Origin of the sequence: Psychrobacter sp. N25K4-3-2, from assembly GCF_015351755.1 — a bacterium.
Lineage (GTDB): Bacteria > Pseudomonadota > Gammaproteobacteria > Pseudomonadales > Moraxellaceae > Psychrobacter > Psychrobacter glaciei.
Map to the genome: position 1 here is coordinate 190,324 of NZ_JADKLX010000002.1, position 11,995 is coordinate 202,318.

7 protein-coding genes are annotated in these 11,995 nt (G+C 44.3%); 1 reads left to right on the top strand and 6 read right to left on the bottom strand.

All coding sequences use genetic code 11. From position 1 onward, the window contains the following. Window positions 1-79: 79 nt before the first annotated feature. The 5 genes from IOD06_RS05865 to IOD06_RS05885 form a co-directional block, all read right to left on the bottom strand. Complete coding sequence (locus tag IOD06_RS05865) at window positions 80-1,681, bottom strand: flavin monoamine oxidase family protein (RefSeq protein ID WP_194619886.1); 1,602 nt, start codon at window positions 1,679-1,681, stop codon at window positions 80-82. 206 nt (window positions 1,682-1,887) lie between these two features. Continuing rightward, window positions 1,888-3,372, bottom strand: coding sequence for a cytochrome c (locus tag IOD06_RS05870; RefSeq protein ID WP_194619888.1), 1,485 nt, complete (start codon window positions 3,370-3,372; stop codon window positions 1,888-1,890). A gap of 989 nt (window positions 3,373-4,361) precedes the next feature. Beyond that, a complete protein-coding gene (locus IOD06_RS05875) occupies window positions 4,362-4,979 on the bottom strand; it encodes a flavodoxin family protein (RefSeq protein ID WP_194619890.1) in 618 nt (205 codons plus the stop codon). Window positions 4,980-5,062: 83 nt separating this feature from the next. After that, complete coding sequence (locus IOD06_RS05880; protein ID WP_194619892.1) at window positions 5,063-6,055, bottom strand: polyphenol oxidase family protein; 993 nt, start codon at window positions 6,053-6,055, stop codon at window positions 5,063-5,065. 105 nt (window positions 6,056-6,160) lie between these two features. Further along, a complete protein-coding gene (locus IOD06_RS05885) occupies window positions 6,161-7,516 on the bottom strand; it encodes an RluA family pseudouridine synthase (protein ID WP_227669936.1) in 1,356 nt (451 codons plus the stop codon). 760 nt (window positions 7,517-8,276) lie between these two features. On the opposite strand from IOD06_RS05885, the gene IOD06_RS05890 reads away from it, so the two are divergent. Continuing rightward, entirely contained in the window at window positions 8,277-9,491 is a 1,215-nt protein-coding gene (locus IOD06_RS05890) for an outer membrane protein assembly factor BamD (protein WP_194619894.1), read from the top strand. A 507-nt stretch (window positions 9,492-9,998) separates the two neighbouring features. Here IOD06_RS05890 and IOD06_RS05895 read toward each other — a convergent pair. Next, window positions 9,999-11,627 carry an alkaline phosphatase gene (locus IOD06_RS05895; protein ID WP_194620422.1) on the bottom strand — a complete coding sequence of 543 codons (1,629 nt, stop codon included), beginning with the start codon at window positions 11,625-11,627 and terminating at the stop codon, window positions 9,999-10,001. Between the last annotated feature and the right edge of the window lie 368 nt (window positions 11,628-11,995).

Sequence of the window (11,995 nt, forward strand, 5' to 3'; positions counted from 1 at the left end):
TTCAAGATTGCCTTTTTCACGATTGCATTGTCCATAATAGCCTCTGAATTTTGTAGTTATTCATATTAACCAAGCGTTATTAAACAAGCATTTTTGCTTTTTTATGTAGGCGCTTCGCGGCATCCATACCAGATAAAATAGCGCCTTCTTGCCATGCTGGAATATGTGAGCAATGCTCGCCCGCCAGCACAATACGATTATCAATACTGCACAAAGTGTCGTAATGCTGACGACGGGTCGACTCATTCCAAATCCCATAACAGCCAAGCGTCCATGGGATACGGTGCCAGACAACTGATGTCCCTGCGCGGAATTCTTTTGGATACTGGGGATGGATATATTTACCATAAGCAAGCGCGACATTGATGCGTTCTTTCGGCGTTAAGGTATTAAACTTATAAGACGTAGGACCATAACCATACGCGCCTAATAACACGCCCGTACCGTCTTTGAACATATTTTGTGACGGATAGGCAATTTGCGCAATGGGCATATCGGTATAAGTCAGACCACCAAATATCCACTCATCTTCTTCCCAAAAGCGACGGTTGAACTCTAGACCAACTTTATAAGAGGTCTCATAAGGCACAGCGGCCATTGCTTGCTTCATCGGTTTTGAGACATTGATATCCATCTGCGTCAGCACCGTTAGCGGAATATTGCACACGCACCAATCTGCACGAATGGTCTTGGTGGCACCATCTGGACTGTTGCTGTCGACATAATCGACGGTGACGCCACTGTCATCTTGATGAATTTTAGTGACCTTTGCATTAAACTCAATCATATCGCGACATTCACGGGTGAACGCATCACCGATTTTCCCCATGCCGCCTACTGGCTGAAACATGGTTGGTTGATGAGCATAAGTCATATGATTGCCATAAATATCGGCCCACATCCCCGAATCCAATATCTCACTGATTGGCAAAGGTTTTGACGGTTTTGCGTCAGGCATCAAGCCACCGCCGGGAAAGACACTAAAGCCACGATGTTTACTGGTTTCATTACTGGCGCGATAGCGATAATCTTTATCCAGCACACCCCAGCCTTTTAAACCTTCTAATAGCTTTTCTTTGTCCTCAGTATTGACCGAACGATCAAGACCACCGACGTTAACTGATTTTGATAGCAGCTCCGCGACATGGCCTTGAATATCATTTTTCACATCACCCAAACGCTGAGGTACGCCATTGAAATGATCAGTACGATGCAAATAAGCGCGATCATTGGTTTGAATAAAAGGCTGCATCTCAACACCAAACTGTTTGCAATAATGGAAGATGGCATAATGATGGCTTGGTAAACGCCACGGCCCACCATTAAAATAATTGCCCTCTTCAAAATCGCAAGTGACTTCTTCACCGCCAAGCTCGGTATATTTATCACCGCTGTTCAATGTCCAGCTACGACCGCCGCCACGATTTTGATATTCGAGCACTTTGACATCGTAGCCCGCTTTGCGTAACTCATAAGCCGCGGTCAGTCCGCCAAGACCCGCACCAAGAATGACGATACTAGCGCCCGGAGGTGCACCTTTAAGATCCATGGTCTCTTTAAAACTCGACTCTGACGCAAATCCTAACGTCGTCATTGCCTGATACATCGCTGTCGCGCCTGCGGTTTTACCAATCATCGAGAGTAGTTGGCGCCGCGTTGGTGATTGAAGCATGTCTTTCATAATAATGTCCTTAAAGTAGACGTCGTGTATAACGGTAGGCAATCGTCTTTGGCATTTTGCTTTTATTATCGGCTCAGTTTATATCGAACCTTTGTCTTGCCAAGCCTTAATGCATTACCGTTTTAACCTTAATTCTCGTACTGTAATCAGCGTCTAGTACGCCTTTATAAGTTCTTTATGCGACCGTTTATCTAAATATAGTCAAACTAAGCGCGGCGTCTAGAGCGTAAGATGGCGCGGATGATAAACACAATAATAGCAATCGCGACCATAATACCGATTATCGCCAGTAAGCCTGCGTACTTAATCAAGAAAGGCTTATCAATGCCAGTATTTGCGATACGATCGACATCGCTAGCATTCACGTCACTGCTGGTAAGACCACCAAAATTCACCCGTACGTAATTGGTAATACCAGCGATTTGCTCGCTATTTAACTCATCTGAAAACCCTGGCATGATGGGCGATGTATTGGTTGCCCCTTCTACCCCATGAAGAATCATATTAACCAGTGCATCAGGTCTTTCGCGGCGGATACTACTCAGGCCGACGATAGGGGCATAACGTGCATCAGGCTGACCATAGCCGTCAACCCCATGACAACTACCACAGGTGGCTAAATATAATGATTCGGGGGAATTACTGCCATTACCTACTGCGGCTTTTGCCTGTTTCAAATATTCTTTTTGCGCCAGTAGATCATGAGTGATAGATTCGTTGATTGGCGTTGGTAGGCGCGACACATCTACCGCAGACACTTTATCGTCGGTCTGGACAGCAGGTACTGCCTTCAGATAAGAAGCAATGGCACTCAAGTCTTCGTTTTTTAAGTAGCGCGTACTATGTGCAACTGCCTCGCCCATGGGACCACCAGCGTAAGCACGTTGATCAAGCTCACCCGTACGCAGATAAGTGACGATATCCTGCTCACTCCAGCTGCCGATACCGCTCGACTCATCAGGCGTGATATTTGGTGCATGCCAATGACCGAGCTGGGCACCAGATAAGTACATACTCTTATCAAAACCCATCGTACTATTACGCGGAGTATGACAAGTACCGCAGTGCTCCAGATTATTGACCAGATATTCACCGCGTTTTTGGGTCTCGTTCAGTCCGTCGCGCTTTTCAGTAGACGGTACATTGAGTAAATTCCAACCCAACATTAAGCTGCGAATATTAAAAGGAAATGGCAAGTCTGTTTTTTCTTTAGGAGCTTCGTCAACCGCTGGTACTGTCTGTAAATAAGCAAACAACGCACTGATATCTTCTTCTTTCATACCACTATAGGAAGGATATGGCATGGCAGGATAAAGCATATGATTAGGCGCACGACCTTTTTGCAGCGCATTCTTCAAATCTGCTTCGGTATAGTCGCCGATACCGTAACGTTTGGATGGCGTGATATTGGTGGAGTAAATCTCCCCCATTGGGGTCTCGATTGGTGTCCCACCGGTATAGTCCTCACCATGACATGCCATGCAATCGGCCGCACGGGCGATGTAGGCACCGCGATTGACAAGCTCGCTATTGGCAGGGCTAATATTAGGTAAACTAGTATTAGGTAAACTAGTATTAGGTAAACTGGCATTGGCTAGGCTTGTATTAACGCTGCTTGCACCTTCAGCCATCGCAGCGTTGGAGGTCATACCAATGACGAGCATCGATAACATCATAGAAAGTGGCTTCATAATATCCTCATATAGCTGGCACCTAGGGTGTTTTAAGTATTTTTAATTCGTGACAGTTATCATTCAACCGTATCTACATTCAAAAAATCAAAGTCTTCCACTATTTATCTATACTTTCGCTGTGTGTTATTCGTACTAAATATTAAAAGTCGATAACGAATTTTTCTTTATTATTTATAAGGCAATTATCAAGCTTAGTTACCGTAGAATGTCTGTCCTCCTTACTAAGGTAAAACTATTTTGCTAAAATTGTTAGATTAGTAACTTAATCCTCCTATTTTTTTACAAAAATAAAAGTTCCTATAATCAGCACTGAGTTTTTAATTAATTAATATGTTTTTATATTATTATTACTGATGTTTTAAAATTCTGATGAAAAACAACTACTCATCATTATGAATCTCTCAATTCATTTTTTTCTAGTGACGAACCAGTTAAAAAAAACTTAATGGACGCATAATTTAGCTGTTATTTTTAATTTCCACTGTACATAATACATACACAGTGCAGAATCAGCATACTGTCTATACTTGCTCCAATATTTACTATATTTATGGTATTAGTCGTTGTATAACACGGTAATTTGTTTATGATGAACGCTGTTTTAACAATGCCAACTGTGTCCTGAGATATCCCTATGAAACCCCTCATTATGACTTATATACTTTCGGCGACGATGCTATTAACCGCATGCCAATCTTTTCAATTTTTCGACAGTCCTATTCCTGTTACGGCGTTGTCAACCAAGGTCATTGATAAATAGCTTTACTCATGACAATAAAAAAAGCAGATATCAAATTGATATCTGCTTTTTTGGTTTATTTAATAAACGCTAAGGTCTAATGATATTGATATTATCAGCATGTTCTATAGTCGGTTCAATATAATTTGGATACAAAGAAGGCGAATGAAAGTACTACAAATAGCAGACTAAGCGAGCCTGACACCGTATCTAATTTATATGGGATTGACCATATCATAATCGTACTTTAGCAAGTTGATGTGGCTGGTTGATGCTTTATGATAGTCTTAGCCAAATGATCACCGAACCAAATAGCTGTATCGATATCGCCTTTCCCTGGGGTCTCTTCAGGTGGACCATCAAGGGATTGCGTCATTAATCCTAAAAAGCTAGATAGACGGTTCAAGTCATGAGCCTCATGACCTGTCGGCATTAATGGCAAACCGATCCAATTCATACCATGCTGCATGGCATATAGAGAAATCTGCTGTAGCACAGCAAGTTTATCACCACTCAGTCCACCCGAGTTAGCAAAAGCGGCTGCCCACTTGCCTTCCCATTTTCTGTGATACCAGCGCTTTGAGGTCTCATCCATAAAAGTCTTAAATTCAGCAGTCACGCTGCCCATATAGACGGCACTACCAAAAACCAGCAAATCTGCCTGATCTAAAAAATCCCAGTCGACATCATGAACATCGACGGCTTTTGCCTGTGCTTCTGGAAGTTGCTGGTGCGCGCCCATGACGATTGCTTCAGCCACACGCTTGGTATGACCGTAGTTGCTATGATAGATGACGGCAATCGATACACTTTGCGTGTTGTCAGTCAGTGTAGATGTCAAAGATGCTGTGGCAGATGTATTCATACAAACTCTAATAATAGCTATAAATAATTGAATAGAAATAAAATGGATTCAGGGCGCTTAGTATCTACCAGTGTCCGGTAGGTTTATTCTGACTGGGTAGCAGAGCGGCGCGCAATCACCAGTGCCATCCGTCCTGTCGCTGGCTGCCGTAAATGCGTCTGACGTCGATAAGAGTAATAACGAGCATCGGCATAGCTACAGTCTATAGGTGACTCGTTGCACAATATTACACCAGCAGTGCTTAACTGATCAGCAGCAAGTCTTGGTAAGTTCAGCTTAATTTTATCCGTGTTTACTTTAGCGTAATTTGATAGTTTATCAACTGACTTATGTAAGTATCGAGGATCAATATTCGACTCTTTACTCATATCAGTACGACTGTCATCAGCGATCTGATTCTTAGAAGCCATCACGTAGCGCTCATCAAATTTTTCAATACTGGCTGACGTCAATGACTGACTGTCTATACAACCTGCCAGTAGCTTATCGCGAACTTGACTGCCCACTTCATAATTTTGTTGGCTGATACAGACACCAATCCATGCCATGATTTGCCCTGAATCAGTAAAACACTCAGTCGTTGCTTTGATGACGCCACATGCCAACCCTTGCCAACCCGCGTGAATAGCGGCAATTTTACCACTGGCTGGTTGGTATAGAACGATAGGCACACAATCAGCAGTCATTATCGCTAGACCCACCCCTGCTTGCTGGCTCAACATAGCATCAGCTGCCACCGGTCGCATACTTAGCGCTGTGGCGTCAGTATCATGAATGCAATTGCCATGAACTTGATTGACCCAATGCAGTCTTTCAATAGGGGTATATCGCGCGCTGATTGATGGCAAGCTAGTAAACTGCTCATTCATCGCCGTTAAGAGCCGCATGCGATTGTCTAAGACCTTGGCAGCGCTATCATTGACGTGCAAGCCTAAATTGAGCGTGCCATAGTTCGCTTGTCTCAGCTGGCTGGTTATATCAGCCTCGCATTCATCCTTACTGGTGAATGCGGCTGTCTGAAAAACCGCCACATCCTCTAGCTGCGCTAGTAATGTCATAGGAAGCTTATGAGTCATGGCTGATTTACCGTCTTAATGAGTCGTCTTTACGTCACTGATAGCTATTTACTGCTGTTATCTGTCTATTATAAGCGTATTTACGCGACTGCTTACACAGTACGGTTACTCTTCATCGTAGCCATCACTTAACACTGTCATTAGCTGCTGCATATCTTCAGGGATTGGCGTTGTGACTTCGACATCCTCACCTGTCGTCGGATGAACAAAACCCAACGTATAGGCATGCAGTGCTTGGCGCGGGAAGTTGCTGATCGCCTGACGCTGTACTTCTGTCAGACCTGCCCGCAGTTGACGGCGACCACCATAGACGCGATCGCCTACAATCGGATAGGTAATATGACTTAAATGCACACGAATCTGGTGCGTACGACCCGTCTCAAGACCCACGTCTAACAGACAATAATTACCATTGAGCGCGGTCACATTTAATAAGTGCGTGACTGCTTCACGACCTGCCGTCATGACCGTCATTTTGGTACGCTGACTACGGTGACGACCGATCGGTGCATCGATACGGCGATGACGCAATAAACTTGCCGCATCCCCTGCCACCACACACTGATAATGACGATAGACTGACTTGTCTTTTAGCTGATCCATCAACGCCATTTGTGCCGGTTTAGTCTTGCCAATAAGCAGCAATCCAGAAGTGTCTTTGTCAATGCGATGCACCAGACCGGCACGCGGCAAATGATGCTGCTGTGGATAGTGATACAGCAAAGCATTAACCAAGGTGCCCGTCTGATTGCCAGCGCCAGGATGAACCACCATGCCAACTGGCTTATTAATCACCAAGACATCATCGTCTTCATACACCACATCGATATCGATGTCTTCTGGCTGATCTTCACTATGCTGCTGCAACGTCGTTGATAGATGTATGACATCACCTACTTTGACTCGAATTTTTGGTTTTTGCACGCTATCGTTATACAGCAAGCTACCATCGCTGATCCAGCCTTGCAACTGCGCACGCGAAAAGTCGGTAAACACCAGCGATGCCAGCTTATCGATACGTAAACCAGCTTCTTCTTCGGTGACCGTGTAGGTGGCATCGATAATGACTGGCACCGCTTGGCCTATAGTTGGCGCTTCATAATCAGCGTCATCGTCGTCACTGTCATCAATCCCTTCATCAGCCTCATCGGCTTCATAGTCCTCAATCATCTCGTCATCGAGCATATCACTATTTTTTGAGGCGTCATCTTTTGAGACAGCACCTTCTGAAACAATACTTTCTGACGCTTGTGACATAGCATCGTCTGAGAGGGCTTCATTGGACACAGTTTTTGCGTTGATGCGGTCTTCAGTTTCTAGCTGCTTAGCATCAGATGACTCATTACTTTTTAAAACTTTATTTGGCATGGAAGGCTCTTGCGCTGATAAATGTGGCGCTGATAAATCAGTATCTAGCGATTGATTCGGTGATAAATGGGTGGTCATAGTATTATTATTCATAACAGATTTATATTTATATATAGCAAAGTCGCTAACAGGTTTTTGTAAGGCACTTTATAAGAGAATATAATAAGAAAATATAGTGCTGCATAAGAAAAACAGTGCCGTGCCCTGATGATTAAAACCTATCATGGTCAAAAAAGCAGAGGCAATACTGCCATAGTGTAGCATGCCAAGTGCTCAAGCCCTATAGAAGCTGACTGTTATCTGTCACTTTATGCATATCATTTGATACCTAAATCATTGACGATTAACTCTCTAAAATATGACATTGCTGTAATTTACTGTATATTTGTCGATGTCAGTGACATTCGATATCGCTCGTTGCGGCGGCTCATGCTAAACTGCAAAGCTGAAACGTGATAGATGAAACATAATAGACAAAGACGTTCAGGATTATATCCGCGGGTCAAACTGTTATACACTAAGATAAATATTGCATGCTTGCTAAAATTCGAAGCAGCTTAGATAAATGAACTGCAAAATAGATGACGAAAAAATAGACGAAACGGTGGTTATTCTATAAAGTAAGCGTTATTTTACTGTATGCTATGGCACGGTATTTTTAAAAACGTCCCTCTTAATAGGTCATAGCAAAAACTGCCTTTGATAAAAATCATGTCAATTACGAGTCGTCTTAACCACTAGCACTCTCAATAATAGACAGTTAACTGGTGCGATAAGCATCGTTTTTATTATTAACCTTATATATAGTATGATAGCGTCGCTGCTATTATGCGCCTTGTGTCGGAGAAGAAGTATGCACGCTGTTGGCAATACGTTTATCAAACTGTCCTCAATCACCCTGCTTGCAATAAGTGTCAACTTGGTGGGTTGTCAAACTTTTAAGAACCTGACCAACAAAGACGTCGATGCAGTCGAAACTGCGGAAAAGTCAGAGCAAGGCTACTATAACGATGCCATCGCTCAGATTGATAAATCTCGTTATATCCAAGCGATTGAAGACTTGACCAATCTGCGTACCTTTTATCCTACCGGACAATATGCTGAGCAAGCCCTGCTCGATATGATGTATGCCCAGTATGAAAGCGGTAAGTTCGAATTGGCAGCGGCTAGTGCGGATCAATTTATCGGTCTCTACCCTTCTAACCCGCAAGTCAGTTACGCCTATTACGTGCGCGGTGTCGCCAACATGCAAGGCTCATCTGAAGGCCTTAAACTGTTCAAGCTGAACCAAGCTGAACGTGATACTGCCTATCTGCGTATCGCTTTTGCCAACTTCCAAGAGCTCATTAATAAATACCCAAATAGCCCTTATACGCCAGATGCTGCACAGCGTATGACCTTCATTTACAACCAGTTTGCCGAAAGTGAGCTGAGTGCCGCTAGTTGGTATATTGAGCGTGAGGCTTATGTCGCTGCTGTCAACCGTGCCAAATGGGTGTTTCAATACTATCCACTGAGTGAATCTGTACCCGAAGCCATCGCCATTTTGGCCTATAGCCATGAAAAACTGGGGCTAACGGACTTGGCAAAAGAATACAAAACCTTGTTACAGATCAACTATCCAAATTGGCTGACCAGTGATGGACGCGTTAAGCTCAACACCAAACGTGACCGCACTTGGTTTAATAAGCTAACCTTTGGCAAGCTTGGCCGTTCAGGTATTAAAGACAGCTCGGTTTCTGAAGGCAATTATACTGGCGCGACCAAAACTCAAGTTATTCGTAATGCCAGTCAATTAAGATTGCCTAGCGAAAACACTACGTCTGCCAACGCACCGATAGCCAATACTTCTCCTACACGTGGTAATGGCATCAATGTAGGCTTGGGTCTGCCTGAGGCGTCAACTGAGCGCGTGACTAGCCAATCGAGCACTGGCTCTACCGCTAGAGAAGCGAATGTAGATCCACAAAATATCAACCCTACACGCCGTACAACGCTATCTAACCAAGGTGTTGGTATTACGCCATCAAATTCAGATGTCGATAGTACCGATATGGATGATGAATAAATGCTCTAGAATTAAGATGGCTTATCTAAATTAATTAAGATAGCATTTTTTCTTTTTAGCATATCAAAAAACAGTATGAAAAAATAAGGCCAACGCTCATGTTGGCCTTATTTAGTTCATACTAGGGCGTGTCCTCAATCTGAACGAAAGCACCTAAATGGACTAAAAATATTGATCACAGCATTTCCACTCGCATGATGATCGCATCTCATTGCACCGATAACGACACTTACAAGCTCAGCCTAGAAACTCTCTACGTGTCCCCTCATTTTATGCCCAACGTTTCCAACCCTCATCATGTAATCGCGTGACTTTTTTATTTCTTAAAGTCAATCATACTGTAGTGGCATAATATTATAGAAATCGAGGACATGGGCAACATGAACCGCAGCGAGTCTATATCCTTAGTTCGCAGAAGATAAGAAAGATATTAAAAGTAGACCGGCCCCCGATAAGTATCGAGGGCCGGTAAGATATTTAAAAGGTCTTCAGGCGGTTATTAGTACATTAGTCTTCTAATGCTTCAATAGCGTGTTGACCTACTTCTGTGTGATGCAGCACCTTACCAAAGGGTGCGGTAGTGTCTCCCGGGCCTTGGGTGAATACTAGTACCGGTGTATTGGTGTGGGTGCCGGTAGCCCAGACTACATTTTGCTGTTCTGCCACTTCGCGAGCCAGCAGATTCTGGCGATTGTCGTCAGTTTGGTAAGCGAAAAAGGCGCCGTTAGCGTTCATTTTCGGGACAGTTTTGGTGCTCAGATAAGGATGGCCTTCGGTATAAAAAGGATTGTCTTCGGTTGCGAGCACTCGCTTGGCCTGAGCTTCAGTGATATCGAAGCCAGTTTCAGCGTTTACAATACGGGCTAAGCTAGCAGGTGTTTGCTGGTCTGCTTCTAATGCATCGAACTGGCTATAGAAGATATCGCCGTAGGAGGACTTCTGCTCGTACAGTTTATCGAGGGTTGCTACGTCGCCGAAGTTGAAGAGTGGTTGAAACTGTTGCTCTTTGAATACATTGCCCGGTAGATCACGTCCATGGGGTAGATCGTTAGCAGAATAGCTGAAGCCAAAGCCACCTGTTTCGTGATCGGCAGTCACCACAACAAGGGTATCGTCACGGCCTTCCGCCCAATCCAATACGTAATTAAGTGTTTCGTTCAACCGCAGCATTTCATGCAGCATAGTGCCAGTGTCGTTGTAATGCCCTGCCCAATCGATTTGCCCAGCTTCGATCATCAGGAAAAAGCCTTTATCGTTTTTGGACAACGAATTAATCGCTTTTTCTGACATTTCTTTCAGTGTTGGTATAGTGCGTGCGGGGTCATTCTTAGTTTGGTGCTCGGTAATACCGTTTGGCAACGCTGAGTAAGCAAACAGGCCGAGTATCTTGCCGTTGGCCTTTTCCATCTGTGAGCGGTTGAATGCTAGGTCATAGTTCTTCTGCTGTGCTTCGGCGATCAAGTTTCGGTTGTCTTTACGCTTAGATTTAATAACGACGCTACCTTCTGATAGCACTTCCAATTCTTGGCGGACAGCTGATTGCTCGTCATTAGCGGATTCAGGAATCCAGTAACGCAGACCGCCGGACAACATGACATCTACGTTATTGTTCAGCAGATCAACCGCAATTTCATTTTCCAGACTGCGATGGCTCTGATGTGCGGCAAAGCCTGCTGGGGTGGCATGAGTAATACGGGTATCGGACACCAGCCCGGTAGATTTTCCTAGTTTTTTGGCCTTTTCCAGTATGCTTTCTGCGCTATTACCGTCTTTATTTGTGCCAACCATCTCAGCGCCAGCTAGCTGACCGGTTGCCAGTTGTGTGGCGGAAGCGGCAGAATCGACCACTAGGTTATTGTCGGCGTGGGTCATGGAAATACCCATACGGCCATTGGCGGCGATTCTGTCAAAGGCTGTCGTGCCGTCGGTGATTACCGAATTTGGCGCTTGCTTAGCATACGCCAATAGTAGACCAACTTGTTGTGGCCCCATACCGTCACCGATGATCATAATGACGTTTTTGGCTTTTTCCGGCGTGGATTGTACTGCTTGCGGCACGGACTGCATTGTTGTACACGCTGTCAGCATGAGATAGGTTGTGACCAACCCTGCTGCTGTGGCTTTACGGACGTTCATAATCAAATCCTATTACGGTTGGTGTTTTTATGGCTATTTGGCTGCGGCTATTGCCGCCTTAGCTGTCGTCCAGATGTTTACCTATCATGGGGTAGATCTCGGTCACCAACGGCGCCGATTATTTCACTGTTCTTTACCTCTAGCAGAATCAGCAGACATGGTTTTTTTACGCAAATCTTCGTGAAGTACGCGCACTCCATGGCTCATTGAACTCATACCGCTCTCTTAATAACTTCCCTATAAAATGAATCCTCATTGCAGTGAGAGAGCGTTTAAACGAACACACTAACACAATTCTGTTACAATCTTGCACCGAATTTCATGACAAATTAAGCGGTTTCTCACCTAGTCTGAAACTATTTTAGGTA